This window comes from Longirhabdus pacifica, assembly GCF_004115085.1.
In the GTDB taxonomy this organism is placed as follows: domain Bacteria; phylum Bacillota; class Bacilli; order Paenibacillales; family DSM-105158; genus Longirhabdus; species Longirhabdus pacifica.
The window spans coordinates 1-972 of record NZ_QXJP01000063.1; the positions used below are offsets into that span (position 1 = coordinate 1).

At 42.4% G+C, this 972-nt stretch carries 1 protein-coding gene; it reads right to left on the reverse strand.

What is annotated here, in order from left to right:
- On the reverse strand, window positions 1-972 hold a 972-nt coding region (locus D1Z92_RS17075), incomplete at both ends, for a M56 family metallopeptidase (protein ID WP_164931703.1).

Here is a 972-nt window from a genome sequence, read left to right on the forward strand (position 1 = left end):
TCCGTATTCTCTTCGTCCGTTCTGATCTATCCTTTTCACCACGGCTTCATCGCAAGAGATCTCACATTGCGAAGAAATCGCTTTGGACATCACGTAGAGTAATGGGTTGAACCAATGCATCGCTGTCGCTACCATCGTTAGTGCTTTTACCCACATATCTTTTCGCTTATAGTGTACGAGTTCATGGGTTAGTACAAAGCGCAGCTCATTCAACTGATAGTTCGTACGCGGTAATACAATCGTAGGGTTTACGTATCCAATCAGCATGGGTGTATCGATGATAGCAGAATACTTCAACGGTATATTTTTTGTAATCCCCATGTCTTTTTGTAACTGTCTATACACGTAGGTGATCGCTACATCTTCGATGAGCACACTCCAGCGGCGAACGGTTCTACTAAAACTACGGTACGTATGCAATTGGTAAATAAGGTAAGATAGCGCTCCCGTTAGCCATATCGCAAAAACAATAGCAGTCCATCCTACTATGGATGTAATTAGCTTGTTTTGCTCTTCCGTGTTGGAAGCAAGTACGCTGTTGTCTGTAGTAGCTTCACCCGCTCCATTATCCTGTAACGATGTCGTATAGAATGGTACTTCTCCGTTTACGTTTGTATCCTCAACATCTTCATTCGTACTAACCATATTTGTATTATAGCTAGCAACATCTTTATCAGAGTTGGCAACATCTTTATCAGCGCTGGCAACATCTAGTGCCCCTTGCTCCATTGCTTCTGCGCTATAAAAAAAGGATTGCTGCTCTTCTCCATCCACTGCTTGTTTAAATTCCATACTTTGAAAGGAATCATCTCCTGGAGTTGTCATTCCCGCCTCACTCTCAGTGGAGGCAAAAGGTAGATTCACCTCGATCAAGGACATATTAATTTCCGGTCTAAACGGAATAATCAAGCCAATAATGATGATGAGCCATGCGTAATACGTCCACTTTGCAGCATACCTTTTTAGTAGAAA